Raw genomic sequence first — 17,859 nt, forward strand, 5'->3', positions numbered from 1 at the left:
TAAGATGGGCGACCTTCGGGACGATTTGCCGCAGACGCGGTCAAGATTTACCGTCACCTATTCATCAAGCAGGAGTCATTCGATGGCCAAAATCAGTGTTGAGCGTGCCCACAGCCTGGGCAAGGAAGCCGCCCGCGAGAAGGCCGACAAGCTGGCGCAGAAACTCTCCGATCAATATGGCCTGGAGCCGCAGTGGTCGGGCGACACCCTGAACCTCAAGCGCTCGGGCGTGAAAGGCGCGGTGCATGTGGCCGACGACTCGATCCGTGTCGACGTGGAACTGGGCATCATGATGTCGGCCATGAGCGGCATGATCAAAGCCGAGATCGAGAAGGCTTTGGATAAAGCGCTGGTCTGATCGCGATTCTTCGGTAACCCGAGATCCCTTGTGGGAGCGAGCCTGCTCGCGAAAGCGGTGTGTCAGTCGACTCGAATATTGACTGATACACCGTATTCGCGAGCAGGCTCGCTCCCACATTTGTTTGGTGGTGCTCCCGCTGTTTATGTCAGTTGTTAGGGTGCCGTTTCTAATTTTTCTCCCTACTTTGTGCCTGAGCCCGACACTTTTGCGGGCAGTTCCTCAAACCTTCTGCGCGTGAGGTGCACCATGGCCAAAGTCATTCTGAAGAAAAAAATCGACGCTTCGACTTCTGCTCTGAGCGACGTCAAATCCTATGCCCGCAAGATCTGGCTGGCAGGCCTGGGTGCCTACACCAAGGTCGGCCAGGAAGGTAGCGACTACTTTCAAGAGTTGATCAAGGCTGGTCAAACTGTTGAAAAGAAAGGCAAAAAAGCCGTCACCGAAAAACTCGAAGCCGCCAACGCCGAGATCGACGAAGCCAGGGATGAAGTCAGCTCGTTCAAAGGTCGCGTCGAAGTTCAGCTCGACAAGGTCGAGAAGGCGTTCGACTCCCGTGTAGCAAGCGCCTTGAATCGTATCGGCATTCCGTCTAAACATGACGTTGAGACACTCTCTGCTAAGCTCGATGAGCTGACGGCATTGCTCGAACGCGTCGCGCGTAAATCTTAAGGAGAACGGGATGGCTGGTAAAAAGAACACCGATAAAGAAGGCAGCTCGTGGATTGGGAAAGTCGAAGACTACTCCCGCAAAATCTGGCTGGCTGGTTTAGGCGTGTACTCGAAGATCGACACTGACGGCAGCAAGCTCTTCGAGTCACTGGTCAAAGACGGCGAGAAAGCCGAGAAGCTCACCAAGTCGGCAGTCGGCAAGAAAGTCGATGCCGCCAAGGATTCCGCTTCTTCGGCCAAGTCGCGCATCAGCGGCGTGAAAGATCGCGCACTGGGCAAGTGGGACGAGCTGGAAGGGGCTTTCGACAAGCGCCTGAACAGCGCGATTTCGCGCCTGGGTGTGCCTAGCCGCAATGAAGTCAAAGCGCTGCACAGCAAGGTCGAGACCTTGACCAAGCAGATCGAGAAACTCACCGGTCTGAAAACCCAACCGGTCGCGGCGAAAACCGCAGCGGCCAAACCGGCAGCCAAAACCGCCGCGAAGCCACTGGCTAAAGCGGCTGCGAAACCAGCTGCCAAAGCTGCGGCCAAGCCCGCGGCAAAAACCGCTGCCGCCAAGCCTGCTGCTAAAACGGCCGCTGCCAAAGCGGCTGCGAAACCTGCGGCCAAGTCCGCGGCCAAACCAGCCGCCAAGCCAGCAGCGAAAACCGCTGCCGCGAAACCGGCTGCCAAACCTGCGGCCAAACCGGCTGCGGCGAAAAAACCGGCAGTGAAAAAACCGGCCGCGCCGAAGGCCGCTGCGCCGAAGCCAGCTGCACCCGCAGCAGCCAAGCCAGCCACCCCGGCAACCCCGGCCAGCGCGTCAAACTCCGCCGCTGCACCGACTCCGGTAGCCACCCCGACTGCTGCATCGACCCCGTCGACGCCAACCAGTCAGTCCTGATTTTTCAGGGCAAAACAAAACGCCCGGCCTGTGAAGGTCGGGCGTTTTTTTGAAGATCAAAAGATCGCAGCCTGCGGCAGCTCCTACAGAATCGTTGCCAAAGCGAAAAATGGGTGGCGAACATGGTCAATGTAGGAGCTGCCGCAGGCTGCGATCTTTTGACGTTAATGATCTTCGAGATACTGCAGGGCCATCCGTTCAGTAGCGACTTTCACCGGCGGCAGCAGATGCGGTGCCACCAGCATCATGATCTGGTACACCACCAGTTTGACCTCACCCTCGCGATCGAGAATCCGCTGATAGTCCAGCGAGAACAGCAGGGTCAGGGTGATCTGCTCCACCAGTTGCCCCAACGCCTGGGTATCACTGACCAGTTGCCCCGAAGCCTTCAACCGCGCCAGCAAGGACGCCAGCGTACGCTTGAGCGCGTTGAGCAGGTTGCGGATGCCCTTGGCCAGTTTCGGCAGGCGCCCGGCGAGGTTCGACAGGTCCTGGAACAGAAACCGGTACTGCGCCAGGCGCTCGACGATCAGGTGCAGAAACAGCCAGTAATCCTCCGGCGCCAGCTCGGCATCCGATGGCGGATCGAGCAGCGGCGCCAGTTCGTTCTGGAAGCGTTCGAACAGGCCGAGAATCAACGGCTCCTTGCCGTGGAAGTGGTAGTAGAGGTTGCCGGGGCTGATCCCCATTTCGTTGGCAACTTCCATGGTGGAGACGTTGGGCTCACCCTTTTCGTTGAACAGTTGCAGAGCACATTCGAGAATCCGGTCGCGGGTTTTCATCCAGTCTTCTTAGAAAAGTTTGGTTAAGCGTCAGCGCACATGCACGTAGGTGCCGGGTGCTGCCTCCATCGGTGGATAGTTCGGGTTGCCGAGGGTAAACGTGGTTTCGTGCTGCGTGCCGGAGCGCTGCTGAATCCACTCCAGCCACTGCGGCCACCAACTGCCGTCGACGCGCTTGGCGTCGTAGTACCAGGCGCGCGGATCGCTGCTCAGCTTGCCGTTCTCGACGTAATTGGCTTTCGGGTTGCTCGGCGGGTTGAGGATGCTCTGCACGTGCCCACTGTTGGACAGTACGAAACGCCGCTCGCCACCGAGCAGCAGGGTCGAGCGGTACACCGCGTCCCACGGCGTGATGTGGTCGTTCATGCCGGCCACGCTGAAGCTGTCGACGGTGACTTTCTGCAGATCGATCGGCGTACCGCAGACTTCCAGCCCGCCCGGGTGGGTCAGCGGGTTGTGCTTGAAGAAGTCCAGCAGGTCGCCGTGGAACGCGGCGGGCAGGCGAGTGTTATCGTTGTTCCAGTAGAGAATGTCGAAGGCCGGCGGCTCTTTGCCGAGCAGGTAGTTATTGACGAAGTAGCTCCAGATCAAATCGTTGGGCCGCATCCAGGCGAACACCTTGGCCATGTCGCGACCGTCGAGCACGCCTCGCTGGTAGGAGCGGCGTTTGGCCGCTTCGATGGTCTGTTCGTCGGCGAACAGCGTGGTCGGGGTTTCGATCTCACTGTCGAGCAGGCTGACCAGATAGGTCGCACTGGAGATCCGTCGCAGTTGCCGTTTCGCCTGCAGATGACCCTGCAGCGCGGCGATGGTCAGGCCACCGGCGCAGGCACCCATCAGATTCACCTCGCGCGCGCCGGTGATCGCCCGGCAGATGTTCATCGCTTCTTCCACCGCTTCGACGTAGGTCGAGAGGCCCCATTCCCGGTGGCGTACGTCCGGGTTGCGCCAACTGATCATGAAGGTCTGCAGGCCGTTTTTCAGCGCGTACTGGACAAAGCTGTTCTGCGGGCTGAGGTCGAAAATGTAGTACTTGTTGATTTGCGGCGGCACCACCAGCAACGGCTTGGCGTACTGTTTTTCGCTCATCGGCTTGTACTGGATCAGCTCCAGCAGCTCGTTGCGAAACACCACCGCACCGGTGGTGGTGGCGACGGTCTTGCCGACCTCGAACGCCTGCTTGGTAACCTGGCGTGGCAGGCCATCGTTGTGCAGCAGATCATCAAACAGATGGCTCAGGCCGCGCACCAGACTCTGGCCGCCGGAATTGAACAGCTCCTTGACCGCCAACGGATTGAGCAAGGTATTGGAGGGCGCGACGGCATCGTTGAGCAGGGTGAACGCGAAGTGCGCGCGAGCGCGATCGTCCTCGCTCATGCTGCTTTCATCGATCCAGCTCTTGACCTGTTTCTGCCAGGCCAGATACGCCTGCAGACTGCGCCGGTAGAACGGATTGAGGCTCCACGCCGGATCGGCGAACCGCGCGTCCTGCGGGTTGGTCGGGTGCAGGGTTTCACCGAGCAGCACGCGACCGAGCTGGCCACCGAGTTTCAAGGCGTGCTTCGCGCTGTGAATCGGGTTGCGCAGACCGTGGGCGGCGACGCTGCGCAAGGTCGAGAGCAGGTCCCGCCCACGCAGGCCGGTCATTGCACTTTGTGCATTGATGAACACGGCGGGACTGGGCACTACGCCCGTCGCAGGTTTGTCGCGCATGACTCAACACTCCTTCGTCTTCAGGTCAAAAACAAACTCACCGAACCAGAACACCATAGTCGCTGTTACGGGTTGCTGCCTGCGCGGCGTCCTGCCGCGCACTTTGTTCAAAACCTTGCATAATGCCTGCCGCCGTGATTTATCCGCCCAGCGGGGTCGGGTGCGGGTGCATCACGGCGCGCTGCCGTTCCTCCTCAAGGAATTTCATGATGATCGGCGCCACGGCTTCGGCGCGGGTGATCAGGAACAGATGACCGTCGTCGATGATGTGCAGTTGGGCGTTGGGAATCCGCCAGGCGAGCATGCGCATGTTGATCAGCGGGATCAGTGGATCGTCGTCGCCGGCCAGCACCAGGGTCGGCTGATGGATCTTGTGCAGCCAGTGAATGCTGGTCCAGCCGAGGCCGGCGAACAGCTGCCAGTAGTAACCGAGCTTGCCCGCCGAACGCACTTTCGCCGCATGGCTGGCGGCCAGCGTCGGGTCGCGGCGGAACGAGCCGCCGTAGATCAACGGCGCAATGCGGATCACGTGCGATGGCTGGATGTAACGGCGTGGGCTGGCCATCATCCACAGCACTTTCGGCTTGCCCGGCACCATGAAGGCGCCGGCCGCGGTCGCCGCCAGCACCAGTTTCTTGCAGCGTTCGGGGTAGTCGTGGGCGAATTGCTGCGCCAGCGCGCCGCCCCACGACACGCCGATCACATTGACCTGGCCGTAGTCGAGGTAGTCGAGCATCCGCGCCGTCAGCTTCGCCAGCCCGGGAAAGCGATAAGGCCGGTTGGGCGTCGACGAGCCGCCGACACCGGGCACGTCGAAGGCGATCACTTCCAGATCCGGGTCCAGCGCCGCGACAAACGGAAACACCAGCTCCAGGTTGGCGCCGATGCCGTTGAAAATCAGCAAGGGCGTCAAATGAGGCTTGCCGGGGCGTACCGCGGTGCGGAGGGTCTGCCCATCCAGATCGACGGTACGGAAAATGAACGGTTGCGGCATGCTTCAGGCCCTGTGGGTCAATCTCAATATCACCTCCAATCCCTTGTGGGAGCGGGCTTGCTCGCGAAGGCGTCGTGTCAGCCAGCATCAATGTTGATTGCATGACCGCTTTCGCGAGCAGGCTCGCTCCCACAATGACAGGGTGGTGTCAGTTACCGCTCGTGAACATATGTGCCCGGCGATGCTTCACCTGGCGCGTACGCCTTGTTGCCGAGTTTGGTTGGTGCTTTTTTCAGATTACCCGAGCGCTCGGCCTGCCACGCCTGCCAGTACAGCCACCAGGAATCGGTGTGCTTGGTCGAGTTCTCTTGCCATTCGTCGGCATTGGCGGCCATGCCTTCGCTGGTCATGTAGCGCGATTTCGGGTTGCCCGGCGGGTTCAGGATGCTCTGGATGTGCCCGCTGCTCGACAGCACGAACTCGACCTTGCCGCCAAATAGCTGCGCCGACTTGTAGCAGGACTTCCACGGGGTGATGTGGTCGTTGGTGCCGGCCAGCGAGAAGATGTCGGCGGTGACCTGCTTGAGGTCGATTGGCGTACCGCACACTTCCAGTGCATTGGGGCGGATCAGTGGGTTGTTTTTGAACATCTCGATCAGGTCGCCGTGGAACGCGGCCGGCAACCGGGTGGTGTCGTTGTTCCAGAACAGGATGTCGAACACCGGCGGCTCGTTACCGAGCAGATAGTTGTTGACCCAGTAGTTCCAGATCAGGTCGTTGGGGCGCATCCACGCGAAGACCTTGGCCATGTCTTTGCCTTCGAGCACGCCGGCCTGATACGAGTGGCGTTTGGCGGTCTCGAGGGTCTGCTCGTCGACGAACAGGGCGACGTCGCTGTCCAGGGTGGTGTCGAGCACGCTGACCAGCAGGGTCAGGGCGTTGACCTTGTTTTCGCCGAGGGCGGCATAGTGGCCGAGCAGGGCGGTGCAGGTGATGCCGCCGGAGCAGGCGCCGAGCATGTTCACGTCTTTGCTGCCGGTGATGGCGGTGACCACGTCGACTGCTTCTTTCAGCGCATCGATGTAGGTCGACAGGCCCCACTCGCGCTGGGCCTTGGTCGGGTTGCGCCAGCTGACGATGAAAGTCTGCACGTTATTACGCAGGCAGAAGCGCGCGAGACTCTTGTCCGGGCTCAGGTCGAAAACATAGAACTTGTTGATCTGTGGCGGCACCACGAGCAGTGGACGCTCGTGGACTTGCTCGGTGATCGGCTTGTACTGGATCAGCTCCAGCACGTCGTTGCGAAACACCACCGCGCCTTCGGTCACACCAAGGCTCTTGCCGACCTCGAACGCGCCCATGTTGACCTGGCTCGGCATGCCGCCGTTGTGCACCAGATCCTTGGCCAGATGCGAGAGGCCATCGAGCAGGCTTTTGCCGCCTGTCTCGAAGAAGCGTTTGACCGCCGCCGGGTTGGCGGCGGTGTTGGTCGGGGCCATGGCTTCGGTCATCAGGTTGATCACGAAGTGGCCGCGTGCGATGTCTTTGGGTGACAGGCTGCTGTCGTCGATCCAGGAGTGGAGCTCCTTGCGCCACGCCAGGTATGTTTGCAGATAACGTTTGTAGAGCGGGTTCTGACTCCACGCCGGATCAGCGAAGCGACGGTCATCGCTGGCCGGTTGCAGTTCGGATTTGCCGAACAGCACATTCTTCAGTTCAAGACCGAAATGGGTCACGTGCTTGACGCTATGGATCGGTTGTTTGATGGCCTGGGTCAGCACCATTCGAGCAGAGGCCAGCAGATCCTTTCCGCGCAGCCCAACGACGGGATTAAGCCCCAGGGTGTTTTCCGAGGCTTGGTACTTCAGGTCATCGTTATTCTTGTTACTCATCTACGACGCTCCATTGTCCTGAGACGAGTACCCGTTTTCTGCTGTGCAGTTCCACAGCGAATGCCAGGTACTACTGCTCGGGTGACCGTTAATTCTGCATAGCTGCTTTACAGTCGTAGAGCACTGCAGGGAACTTGCCAGCTCCATTGGTTACCCGAGTTTAATTTTTTTCGCAAGCAGGCCGATCCTCGGCCACACAGCAGAGCATTCAAACAGATGAATTTAGAAAATGCCCTCTAAAGAGCAAGAGTCTCGGACTAGAGCATCAGCTTGACGATTGACTGGTCCGGATCGCGGGTTTTCCCGGCCGCTTTGAGCTCGGCCAGATAATCGGCCCAGAGTGCGTCATGACGTCGCCCCAGCTCGTAGAGATAATCCCAGGTGAACAAGCCGCTGTCGTGACCGTCGTCGAAGGTCAGTTTCAGTGCGTACTGACCGGCCGGTTCCAGGCCGCTGAGGCCGACATTGAGCTTGCCGAATTGCAGGATCGGTTTGCCGTGGCCCTGGACCTCGGCGGAAGGGGAATGCACGCGCAGGAATTCGGCGGGCAGGGTGTACTCCTCGCCGGACGCGTATTTGAGCGTCAGGGTTTTCGAGGCTTTGTGCAGTTTGATGTCGGTGGGGATCATGAGCAGGTTTCCGTCTTGTGCGGAACCTTGTGGGAGCGAGCCTGCTCGCGAATGCGGTGGTTCAGTCAACGCAACGGTTGAATGTACTGCCGTCTTCGCGAGCAGGCTCGCTCCCACGGTTCCATTACATCTGTAAGAGTGACCTACAGGATATAACGGGACAGGTCTTCGTTCTGCGCCAATTCGCCCAGATGGCTGTTGACGTACGCAGCATCGATCAGGATCGGCTTGTCGTCATGCGCGCTAGCCAGGTCGCCGGCGCTGAACGATACCTCTTCCAGCAGACGCTCAAGCAGCGTGTGCAGACGACGGGCACCGATGTTCTCGGTCTTTTCGTTGACCTGCCAGGCGATCTCCGCCAGACGCTTGATGCCTTCCGGCTGGAACTGGATGTTCAGGCCTTCGGTTTTCAGCAGTGCGCAGTATTGCTCGGTGAGCGAAGCGTGCGGCTCGCTGAGGATGCGCTCGAAGTCTTCCGGGCTCAGCGCCTTGAGCTCGACACGGATCGGCAGACGGCCCTGCAGCTCCGGCACCAGATCGCTCGGCTTGCTCAGGTGGAACGCACCGGAGGCGATGAACAGGATGTGGTCGGTCTTGACCATGCCCAGCTTGGTGTTGACGGTGCAGCCCTCGATCAGCGGCAGCAGGTCGCGCTGTACGCCTTCACGGGACACGTCGGCGCCGCCGACATTGCCGCGCTTGGCGACCTTGTCGATTTCGTCGATGAACACGATGCCGTGTTGCTCGACCGCTTCCAGCGCCTTGGCCTTCAACTCTTCTTCGTTGACCAGACGCCCGGCCTCTTCGTCGCGCACCAGTTTCAGCGCTTCTTTGACCTTGAGCTTGCGAGCTTTCTTCTTGCCCTTGCCCATGTTGGCGAACAGGTTCTGCAGCTGGCTGGTCATTTCTTCCATGCCAGGCGGCGTGGCGATTTCGATGCCGGCCACTTCGGCGACTTCGATCTCGATTTCCTTGTCGTCCAGCTGACCTTCGCGCAGGCGTTTGCGGAACAACTGACGGGTGTTGGAATCGCTGCTCGGTGCTTCTTCATTGCTGAAGCCCATGCGTGCAGGCGGCAGCAGTGCGTCGAGGATACGGTCCTCGGCAGCGTCTTCGGCACGGTGACGCACGCGGGTCATTTCCTGCTCTCGGAGCATCTTGATCGCGGCGTCGGCCAGATCACGGATGATCGATTCGACGTCGCGGCCGACGTAGCCGACTTCGGTGAATTTGGTCGCTTCGACCTTGATGAACGGCGCATTGGCCAGTTTCGCCAGACGACGGGCGATCTCGGTTTTACCGACGCCGGTCGGGCCGATCATCAGGATGTTTTTCGGGGTCACTTCAACGCGCAGCTCTTCAGGCAGCTGCATGCGGCGCCAGCGGTTGCGCAGGGCAATCGCGACGGCGCGCTTAGCATCGTCCTGGCCGATGATATGGCGGTTGAGTTCGTGGACGATTTCGCGGGGAGTCATGGACATAGTAATTGACGGTCCTCAAGCAGAAACAAGCCGTGGCACTTTGGCCGCGTCAGGCTTATTCAGCGAGATCCTGCTCCTCAATGGTCTGGGTGTGGTTGGTGAATACACAGATGTCGCCGGCGATACCGAGGGCAGTTTCGACGATCTCACGGGCCGACAGGTCGGTCTTTTTCAACAGCGCGCTGGCTGCGGCTTGCGCGTAGGCGCCGCCGGACCCCATGGCGATCAGGCCGTCTTCGGGTTCGACCACGTCACCGTTGCCGGTGATGATCAGCGAGGCGTCCTTGTTGGCGACCGCGAGCATGGCTTCGAGGCGGCTCAGGGAGCGGTCGGTGCGCCATTCTTTGGCGAGTTCGACAGCGGCGCGGATCAGGTGGCCCTGATGTTTCTCGAGCTGGCCTTCGAAACGTTCGAACAGGGTGAAGGCGTCGGCGGTGGCACCGGCGAAACCGGCGATGACCTGGCCGTGGTACAGGCGGCGAACTTTTTTCGCGTTGCCTTTCATCACGGTGTTGCCGAGAGAAACCTGGCCGTCGCCGCCCATGACGACTTTGCCGTGGCGGCGGACTGAAACGATGGTGGTCAAGGGAAGAGTCTCCACGCAGCGGGGCGAAAATGCCTTATGCCCATTCATATGGGGGTGCTGGATAGGATTTCAACCGGGGAGGGCGCAGGGGGACGAACGGCGGAGGACAGACCGGGAATATGTTGTGCCGGTTATGACGCCTTCGCGAGCAGGCTCGCTCCCACAGGGACTGCGTGATTCCTGTGGGAGCGAGCCTGCTCGCGAATGAACGATGACGCGATGCGACTGACGGAATCAGCGGCTCTGGCGTTGTTGTAACAACAGGTTGCTGAAGCCGCTGCCGGCCAGTTGTTTTTGCGCAGTCGTCAGCTGTTCGCGGTTGCTGAACGGGCCGACCAATACGCGGTACCAGGTTTCATCCTTCACCGTGCCCGACTCAACCGAAACAGCCTGGCCGAGCAGAATGATCTGCGCCCGCACCTTGTCCGCGTCCGCCTCTTTGCGGAACGAGCCGGCCTGGAGGAAGAACTTGGTCACCGGCGCCGCTTTCGCCACCGGTGGCGCTGGCGGCGGGGTAATACCTGACAGCGCAGCCTGCGCCCGCGCGGTGTCGATCTTCGCCGCTTCCGCCGGGGTGACCGGCGTGGTCGGCACTTGTGGCGTCGGCAGGGTTTTCTCCGGCACGGCATCCGGCGGCACGATCACTTCCGATTCCGGCAGCAAGGTGTAGAAGTCGTACTTCGGCTTCACCGGTTGCGTCGGGCTCGGCGGGGTCTTGTTGGCCTCGGCGATCTTCGACGCTTTCTGCTGTTGCGCCTGCTCGACTTTCTCGCGCTTGACCGTGTCGCTGCCCTTGCCAGGCTCCAGTTTCATCAGAAACACGATGAACGCACCGACCGTCAGGCCGATGGCCATCCACAGCCAGCCCGGGATCGGTTGCTTTGCAGGAGCTTGGTAACGGCTGGCGCCACGCTTGGGTGCAGGTTTTTTCTTGGCAGCCAACTTACATTTGCTCCAGGACTTTCAGGCCCAGCAGCTCCAGGCCTTGTTTAAGGGTTCGACGCGTCAACTCGGTCAGGCGCAGACGGCTTTGCATCTGTTCTGGTGTTTCAGCTTTCAGGATCGGGCAGTTCTCATAAAAGCTGGAGAACAGGCTGGCCAGATCGTAGAGGTAAGTGCACAGAATATGCGGAGTGCCTTTTTCCGCGACGCCGTTCAGCACTTCACCGAATTGTGCCAGTTTGGTGCCCAGCTCCTGTTCCAGCTCGGCTTCGAGGACAATTTGGCCCTGGACCTCGCTGAAGTCTTTGTCCAGTTTGCGGAATACGCCGGCAGCGCGGGTGTAGGCGTACAGCAGGTATGGCGCGGTGTTGCCTTCGAAATTCAGCATCAGGTCGAAGTTGAAGCTGTAGTCGCTGGTGCGATGCTTGGACAAGTCGGCGTATTTCACGGAGTCGATACCGACGACTTTCGCGATTTCGTGCAGAGTTTTGACCGGTAATTCCGGGTTCTTTTCTTGTACGAGTTTGAACGCCCGATCCTCTGCTTCGATCAGCAGGTCAACGAGTTTCACGGTGCCGCCATCACGGGTTTTGAAGGGACGGCCGTCGGCGCCGTTCATGGTGCCGAAGCCCATGTGCTCCATTTCCATCGGATGGGTGACGAAGCCGGCCTTGCGCGCCACGGCGAACACTTGCTGGAAGTGCAGCGCCTGACGCTGGTCGACGAAGTACAGCGCGCGATCGGCTTTCAGCTTGCCGCTGCGGTAGCGTACGGCTGCCAGGTCAGTGGTGGCATAGAGGTAGCCGCCGTCAGCCTTGACGATGATCACCGGCAGCGGGTCGCCGTCGGCGTTCTTGAACTCGTCGAGGAACACGCACTGGGCGCCGTTACTTTCGACCAGCATGCCCGCCGCTCTCAGGTCGTTGACCACGTTGATCAGGTCGTCGTTGTAGGCGCTTTCGCCCATCACGTCGGCCATGGTCAGTTTGACGTTGAGCCTTTCGTAGATGTCCTGGCAGTGAGAAAGGGAAATGTGGGTAAAGCCCTTCCATGCCTTGATGCACTCTTCATCTCCTGCTTGTAGATCGACTACCAGCTTCCTGGCGCGATCGGCAAACACTGGATCTTCGTCGAAACGTTTTTTCGCGGCGCGGTAGAATTCTTCCAGATCCGACAGTGCGCTTTTGAGCATGTCTGGATGATCTTCCAGCATTGCCATCAGCATGCCGAACTGGGTGCCCCAGTCGCCCACGTGGTTCTGGCGGATCACTTCGTCGCCGAGGAACTCAAGTACGCGCGCCACGCCGTCGCCGATGATGGTCGAGCGCAAATGACCGACATGCATCTCTTTAGCCAAGTTCGGTGCCGACAAATCGACCACGGTGCGCTGTACAGGACCAGCCTTGCGCACGCCAATGCGCTCGTCAGCCAAAGCGGCTTCGAGGCGATTGGCCAGCGCCTGAGTGTTCTGGAAGAAATTGATGAAGCCCGGACCGGCGATTTCGGCCTTGGTGACGTTCTCGTCGGCCGGCAGCGCAGCGATGATTTTCTCCGCCAGATCGCGCGGCTTCATGCCCGCAGGCTTGGCCAGCATCATGGCGATGTTGCTGGCGAAGTCGCCGTGGGTTTTGTCGCGGGCGTTCTCCACCTGAATCGCCGGCGACAGGCCTTCAGGCAACACACCTTCGTTGACGAGTTGGGTGAGGGCTTGTTGGATCAGCTGGCGAATGGTGTCTTTCATGGTCTTCTCTTTCGACCGCAAGCGCGGCGGCGCATCGATGCGCGGGTGGAAAAACTGGGCATTATCCGTTGCGAAGACGGGCTTGCCAACCTTAGCAGGCAGCTTATGGATATGTGGTGACAATTCGGGCCTATTCGCGAGCAAGCCCGCTCCCACAATGGATCAGCGGCGTTCATTTGTCTGGCTCATACCCTGTGGGAGCGGGCTTGCTCGCGAAGGCGATTTTCAGATCAATACAGATCCACGGGATCGACATCCAGCGACCAGCGCACCGCGCGCCCGCTCGGCATCTGCTCCAGTTCCAGCAACCAGTTGGCGAGCAACCGATGCAGCGGGGCTCGGGCTGCCGCCTGCACCAACAACTGTGCACGATAGCGACCGGCTCGGCGCTCCATCGGTGCCGGCACCGGCCCGAGCAATTCGATGCCGCTCAGATTCTGCTCGACCAGCAAGCGCTCGGCCGCGCTGCATGCCTCATCGAGAAAACCTTCGGCCTGCCCCGGTTTGTGCGCTTCGGCACGCAACAGCGCCAAGTGTGAAAACGGCGGCAGTCCGGCGGCACGGCGCTCGCTCAAGGCCTGCTCGGCAAAGGCGAAGTAGCCCTGCTCGGTCAATTGCACCAACAAAGGATGGTCTGCCAGGTGGGTCTGGATGATCACTTTGCCCGGCTCTTCCGCCCGCCCGGCACGGCCGGCGACTTGTACGATCAATTGCGCCATCCGTTCGCTGGCGCGGAAGTCGCCGGAGAACAGGCCGCCGTCAGCATCCAGAATCGACACCAGTGTCACGCGCGGAAAATGGTGACCCTTGGCCAACATCTGGGTGCCGACCAAAATGCACGGCTGACCCTTCTGAATCGTTGCGAACAGTTGATTCATCGCGTCCTTGCGCGAGGTGCTGTCGCGATCGACGCGCAGTACCGGGTAATCCGGGAACAGAATCGCCAGGCGTTCTTCGGCGCGTTCGGTGCCGGCGCCGACCGGGCGCAGATCGACTTTGTTGCACTTGGGGCATTGGCGCGGCGTGCGCTCGACGTTGCCACAGTGGTGGCAGCGCAGTTCGCCGTAGCGCTGGTGCACGGTCATTCGCGCATCGCAGCGTGAGCACTCGGACATCCAGCCGCAATCGTGGCACAGCAACGTCGGCGCAAAGCCGCGCCGGTTGAGAAACACCAGCACCTGCTGGCCGGCCGCGAGGGTCTGGCCGATGGCTTGTTGCATCGGCCCGGAAATGCCGCTGTCCAGCGGACGGCTTTTCACGTCCAGCCGCAGGAACCGTGGTTGCTTGGCACCGCCGGCTCGCTCGTTGAGACGCAGCAGGCCATAACGACCGGTGTAGGCGTTGTGCAGGCTTTCCAGTGAAGGCGTGGCGGACCCGAGGACGATCGGGATGTTTTCCTGTCGCGCGCGCACCAGTGCCAGATCCCGGGCGTGGTAGCGCAGGCCTTCCTGCTGTTTATAGGAGCCGTCGTGTTCTTCGTCGATGATGATCAGCCCCGGGTTCTTCATCGGGGTGAACAGCGCCGAGCGAGTGCCGATAATAATGTCGGCCTCGCCGTCGCGGGCAGCGAGCCAGGCGTCGAGGCGCTCGCGGTCGTTGACCGCCGAATGCAGCAGGGCGATGCGCGCATTGAAGCGCTGCTCGAAACGCGCCAGGGTCTGCGGGCCGAGGTTGATCTCCGGGATCAGCACCAGCGCCTGCTTGCCGGCTTCGAGGGTTTCGCGGATCAGTTGCAAATAGACTTCGGTCTTGCCGCTGCCGGTGACGCCCGCCAGCAGAAACGCGTGATAACTGTCGAACCCGGCGCGGATCGCTTCGTAAGCGGCGCGTTGTTCGGTATTGAGCGGCAGTTCCGGTTGCGCCAGCCAGTGTTCATGGCGCACGCCGGGGGCGTGCCGGCGGATCTCCACCTGCACCAGGCCCTTGGCCAGCAGCAGGTCGAGGCTGTCCTTGCTCAACATCAGTTTGCTCAACAACTGATGGGCGACGCCGTGCGGGTGCTGCGCCAGCGTCGCCAGCGCTTCCCGTTGCCGTGGCGCGCGGGCGATGCGCGGATCATCAAGGCTGGCGCCCGGCGCGACCGACCAGAAACGCTCCTGACGGGCTTCGGCCGGTTCGCCCTGACGCAGCAATACCGGCAGTGCCCAGCTCAAGGTGTCGCCGAGGCTGTGCTGGTAATACTGCGATGTCCACAGGCACAGCTTGAACAGCGCGGGCGGCAGCGGCGGCTCGGTATCGAGCAGGGCCAACGCCGGCTTGAGTTTCTCCAGCGGCACTTCGCTGGTGTCGGTGATCTCGACCAGAATCCCGATCATCTCCCGCCGCCCGAACGGCACCCGCAGGCGCATGCCCGGCTGCAACTGGGCGCGCAGCACCCCGGCCGGCGCCCGATAATCGAACAGGCGGCGCAGGGGCGAAGGCAGGGCGAGGCGCAGAATGGCGTCGGGCACGCGGGGGGATCTCGATCAGCAGGCGATTAAAAGGACTGCGTATATAACCTGTGGGAGCGAGCCTGCTCGCGAAAGCGGTGTATCAGGCGGCTGATATGCTGGCTGATAGATCGTCTTCGCGAGCAGGCTCGCTCCCACAGGGACAGCGCAATGGGCCGGGAGCCTAGCAGACGGTCGGTCTCAGGGACAGCTTGCGCGATTGACATTGTCTGGTAGAATCCGCGGCCTAATTACGTGCGGTATTCAACAATAGTGTTGGGTGGCGGCACGCTAGCTGAGGAAGACATCATGAAAGCTGATATCCACCCGAATTACCCAGAAGTTGCAGTAACCTGCAGCTGCGGCAACAAGTTCGAAACCCGTTCGACCTTCGGCAAAGCCCTGGCGATCGACGTTTGCAACGAGTGCCACCCGTTCTACACCGGTAAGCAGAAGACTCTGGACACCGGTGGCCGCGTTCAGAAGTTCGCCGACCGTTTCGGTGCCTTCGGCGCCAAGAAGTAAGATTGGTCATTCTGGAAAACTTCGACGGTTTCTCCAGGCTGATGAAAAAGGCGTCCCTTGTGGGCGCCTTTTTTGTGTCCGCGATTTGGCTGTCCGCTGCCCAGGCATTTTGCCCCACGCCTGCCGGCCTGAGCAGCGTCAGCGTCCAGCGCGTGGTCGATGGCGACACGCTACGCCTGAGCGATGGGCGCAGTGTGCGGATGATCGGTCTCAACACGCCGGAGCTGGGCAAGCAGGGCCGCAGTGACGAACCCTTCGCCGTGGCGGCGCGCAAACGTCTTGAAGCACTGGTGGCGGACAGCCACGGTCGGGTCGGTCTGCTCCCCGGCAAGCAGGCCAAAGACCATTACGGTCGCACCCTCGCGCATGTCTACAGCACCAACGGCACCAATCTTGAAGCGCAAATGCTCGCCGACGGCCTTGGTTTTCAGGTGGCGGTGGCACCGAATGTCGATCTTGTGGCCTGTCAGCAGGCGGCCGAACGCAGCGCCCGGCAGGCCGGTCGGGGCCTGTGGCGCCAGTCACCTGTACTGAAAGCGGAGCAGATCCGCACTTCGGGTTTCGCCGTGGTCAGTGGGCGTGTGAGCAAGGTTCAGCGCAATCGTGGCGGAATCTGGATCGAGTTGCAGGACTCGGTTGTATTGCGCGTTGCACCCAATCTGGTCGGACAATTCGACAGCGCCCGGTTGCAGACGCTGCAGGGAAGGCAGATCGAGGCTCGCGGCTGGGTCGTCGACCGTTCGCGGCGTGGCGGGTTGAAACCGGGTCAGCCGCGTTGGCTGCTGCCGTTGACCGATCCGTCGATGCTGCAAAGCGCGCGCTGAAGAAAAATTGTAGACATTTTTTATGTCGATTGTGAACAGTCAAGCCCTTGTGCGCCGTGGCTCTTGGCCCAAAGTCGTAGGACAGGGCGCTTGACAGGGGTGACCGCTCAGTCTTGTGGGGACTTTGCGAGGCGCGTATCCTCGCTGACCAGTCTGTCCAACAGTAAAAAGCGGAATGCCAAAATGTCTGATCTGAAAACTGCCGCTCTCGAATATCATGCCAATCCTCGTCCAGGGAAGCTGAGTGTCGAGCTCACCAAGGCCACTGCTACCGCCCGCGACCTGTCGCTGGCCTACAGCCCCGGCGTAGCTGAACCAGTGCGTGAGATCGCCCGCGATCCTGAACTGGCCTACAAATACACCGGCAAGGGCAACCTGGTTGCAGTCATTTCCGATGGCACCGCGATTCTGGGCCTGGGTAACCTCGGCCCACTGGCCTCCAAGCCAGTGATGGAAGGTAAAGGTGTACTGTTCAAGCGCTTCGCCGGTATCGACGTATTCGACATCGAAGTCGACTCCGAAAGCCCGCAAGCCTTCATCGACACCGTAAAACGCATCTCCATCACTTTCGGCGGCATCAACCTGGAAGACATCAAGGCGCCTGAGTGCTTTGAGATCGAACGTGCTCTGATCGAGCAGTGCGACATTCCGGTATTCCACGATGACCAGCACGGCACCGCGATCGTGACCGCTGCGGGCATGATCAACGCCCTGGAAATCGCCGGCAAAACCCTGCCGGAAGCCAAGATCGTCTGCCTCGGCGCCGGCGCTGCGGCCATCTCCTGCATGAAGTTGCTGGTGAGCATGGGCGCAAAAATCGAAAACATCTTCATGGTTGACCGTACCGGCGTGATCCACTCCGGCCGTGATGACCTGAACCAGTACAAAGCCGTGTTCGCTCACGCCACCGACAAGCGCAGCCTGGCTGATGCTCTGAAAGGCGCTGACGTGTTCGTCGGTCTGTCCGGCCCGAACCTGCTGAGCGCTGAAGGCCTGCTGTCGATGGCGGCCAACCCGATCGTCTTCGCCTGCTCGAACCCGGATCCGGAAATCTCCCCGGAGCTGGCACACGCCACCCGCAGCGACGTGATCATGGCCACCGGTCGTTCCGACTACCCGAACCAGGTCAACAACGTTCTGGGCTTCCCGTTCATCTTCCGTGGTGCCCTGGACGTTCGCGCCAAGCGCATCAACGAAGAAATGAAAGTGGCTGCGGCCAATGCCCTGCGTGAACTGGCCAAACTGCCAGTGCCACAGGACGTGTGCGACGCCTACGGTGGTGCGCCGCTGGAATTCGGTCGTGAGTACATCATTCCGAAGCCAATGGACAAGCGCCTGATCACCTTGATCTCCGACGCTGTGGCCAAAGCCGCGATCGAGACCGGTGTGGCGACCCTGCCGTATCCGAAGAACTACCCGCTGAAAAGCGTGGATGACGTGTTCAACGGCTAAGCCGTTGTAGCGCTTC

At 60.7% G+C, this 17,859-nt stretch carries 16 protein-coding genes; 6 read left to right on the forward strand and 10 right to left on the reverse strand.

Features of this window, described 5'->3' with window-relative positions; translation table 11 throughout:
- Positions 1–82: 82 nt before the first annotated feature.
- The 3 genes from CRO59_RS09130 (at position 83) to CRO59_RS09140 (ending at position 1,913) form a co-directional block, all read left to right on the forward strand.
- The gene (locus CRO59_RS09130) at positions 83–358 is read left to right on the forward strand and encodes a polyhydroxyalkanoic acid system family protein (RefSeq protein WP_003220859.1); all 276 of its coding nucleotides are present in this window, start codon (positions 83–85) and stop codon (positions 356–358) included.
- Between the two features lie 249 nt (positions 359–607).
- Positions 608–1,030, forward strand: a complete 423-nt coding sequence (locus CRO59_RS09135) for a phasin family protein (RefSeq protein ID WP_097087009.1) — start codon at positions 608–610, stop codon at positions 1,028–1,030.
- A 10-nt stretch (positions 1,031–1,040) separates the two neighbouring features.
- Positions 1,041–1,913 carry a phasin family protein gene (locus CRO59_RS09140; protein WP_097087010.1) on the forward strand — a complete coding sequence of 291 codons (873 nt, stop codon included), beginning with the start codon at positions 1,041–1,043 and terminating at the stop codon, positions 1,911–1,913.
- Between the two features lie 164 nt (positions 1,914–2,077).
- On the opposite strand, the gene CRO59_RS09145 is transcribed toward CRO59_RS09140, so the two are convergent.
- The 10 genes from CRO59_RS09145 to CRO59_RS09190 form a co-directional block, all read right to left on the reverse strand.
- Positions 2,078–2,695 carry a TetR/AcrR family transcriptional regulator gene (locus tag CRO59_RS09145; RefSeq protein WP_097087013.1) on the reverse strand — a complete coding sequence of 206 codons (618 nt, stop codon included), beginning with the start codon at positions 2,693–2,695 and terminating at the stop codon, positions 2,078–2,080.
- A 30-nt stretch (positions 2,696–2,725) separates the two neighbouring features.
- On the reverse strand, positions 2,726–4,408 hold the full coding sequence (gene phaC, locus CRO59_RS09150) for a class II poly(R)-hydroxyalkanoic acid synthase (RefSeq protein ID WP_003220865.1): 1,683 nt from the start codon (positions 4,406–4,408) through the stop codon (positions 2,726–2,728).
- A gap of 139 nt (positions 4,409–4,547) precedes the next feature.
- Entirely contained in the window at positions 4,548–5,402 is an 855-nt protein-coding gene (gene phaZ / locus CRO59_RS09155) for a poly(3-hydroxyalkanoate) depolymerase (RefSeq protein ID WP_027611303.1), read from the reverse strand.
- Between the two features lie 152 nt (positions 5,403–5,554).
- Positions 5,555–7,234, reverse strand: coding sequence for a class II poly(R)-hydroxyalkanoic acid synthase (gene phaC / locus CRO59_RS09160; RefSeq protein ID WP_047600835.1), 1,680 nt, complete (start codon positions 7,232–7,234; stop codon positions 5,555–5,557).
- A gap of 257 nt (positions 7,235–7,491) precedes the next feature.
- Positions 7,492–7,863: a gamma-butyrobetaine hydroxylase-like domain-containing protein gene (locus CRO59_RS09165; protein ID WP_177408978.1), complete on the reverse strand. Its 372-nt coding sequence runs from the start codon at positions 7,861–7,863 to the stop codon at positions 7,492–7,494.
- Between the two features lie 143 nt (positions 7,864–8,006).
- Entirely contained in the window at positions 8,007–9,344 is a 1,338-nt protein-coding gene (hslU, locus tag CRO59_RS09170; protein ID WP_007968354.1) for an ATP-dependent protease ATPase subunit HslU, read from the reverse strand.
- A 55-nt stretch (positions 9,345–9,399) separates the two neighbouring features.
- Positions 9,400–9,930, reverse strand: coding sequence for an ATP-dependent protease subunit HslV (hslV, locus tag CRO59_RS09175; protein WP_007968352.1), 531 nt, complete (start codon positions 9,928–9,930; stop codon positions 9,400–9,402).
- A gap of 234 nt (positions 9,931–10,164) precedes the next feature.
- Positions 10,165–10,872: an SPOR domain-containing protein gene (locus CRO59_RS09180; RefSeq protein WP_041074932.1), complete on the reverse strand. Its 708-nt coding sequence runs from the start codon at positions 10,870–10,872 to the stop codon at positions 10,165–10,167.
- Between the two features lies 1 nt (position 10,873).
- Positions 10,874–12,613, reverse strand: coding sequence for an arginine--tRNA ligase (argS, locus tag CRO59_RS09185; RefSeq protein WP_027611307.1), 1,740 nt, complete (start codon positions 12,611–12,613; stop codon positions 10,874–10,876).
- 230 nt (positions 12,614–12,843) lie between these two features.
- Positions 12,844–15,063 (reverse strand): primosomal protein N', encoded by a 2,220-nt coding sequence (locus CRO59_RS09190; protein ID WP_097087015.1) that lies wholly within the window; start codon positions 15,061–15,063, stop codon positions 12,844–12,846.
- Positions 15,064–15,351: 288 nt separating this feature from the next.
- Here CRO59_RS09190 and rpmE point away from each other — a divergent pair, with 288 nt between their 5' ends.
- The 3 genes from rpmE to CRO59_RS09210 all read left to right on the forward strand — a co-directional run bounded on the left by rpmE (position 15,352) and on the right by CRO59_RS09210 (position 17,843).
- Positions 15,352–15,567 carry a 50S ribosomal protein L31 gene (rpmE, locus tag CRO59_RS09200; RefSeq protein ID WP_007968345.1) on the forward strand — a complete coding sequence of 72 codons (216 nt, stop codon included), beginning with the start codon at positions 15,352–15,354 and terminating at the stop codon, positions 15,565–15,567.
- Between the two features lie 41 nt (positions 15,568–15,608).
- The gene (locus tag CRO59_RS09205) at positions 15,609–16,391 is read left to right on the forward strand and encodes a thermonuclease family protein (RefSeq protein ID WP_097087104.1); all 783 of its coding nucleotides are present in this window, start codon (positions 15,609–15,611) and stop codon (positions 16,389–16,391) included.
- A gap of 183 nt (positions 16,392–16,574) precedes the next feature.
- Entirely contained in the window at positions 16,575–17,843 is a 1,269-nt protein-coding gene (locus CRO59_RS09210) for a malic enzyme-like NAD(P)-binding protein (protein ID WP_003220889.1), read from the forward strand.
- The last annotated feature ends 16 nt before the right edge of the window (positions 17,844–17,859 follow it).

The organism is Pseudomonas sp. LAMO17WK12:I5, from assembly GCF_900215165.1.
Classification (GTDB): Bacteria; Pseudomonadota; Gammaproteobacteria; order Pseudomonadales; family Pseudomonadaceae; genus Aquipseudomonas; species Aquipseudomonas putida_A.